1 pseudogene is annotated in these 314 nt (G+C 58.0%); it reads left to right on the top strand.

Features of this window, described 5'->3' with window-relative positions:
* Window positions 1-314: pseudogene (locus A1830_RS23070) on the top strand (Rhs-family protein); the annotation flags it as partial.

The following is a 314-nucleotide window of genomic DNA, read 5'->3' as shown; positions in this document are numbered from 1 at the left end:
CCCGGACAGACAGTCTGGCAGAACCTGCTCCAGAGGCTGAGAGGGGCACGCTGGCGCTACGATGGTTTTGGGCGACTAATCTGGCGTAAGCCCGCGAATGAGGATGTGGAGCAGTCCTTCAGCTATGACGATGAGGATCGCGTGACTGAAGTGCGCTTCACAGGCCATAAAGCCTGCAGCCGCGTTGAATATCGTTACGATCCGCTGGGCAGAAGAACACAGAAAATCCTCCACCATCATAATAAGGCTGCGGAAACCGTCACTTTTCTGTGGAGCGGGCTGCGGATGGTGGGCGAAAGCAGCAGCGCCGCGCC

It is taken from the genome of Erwinia sp. ErVv1 (assembly GCF_900068895.1).
GTDB lineage: Bacteria > Pseudomonadota > Gammaproteobacteria > Enterobacterales > Enterobacteriaceae > Erwinia.
The sequence above is the reverse complement of the archived record's forward strand: the minus strand, read 5'-3'. Positions and strand labels throughout refer to the sequence as shown.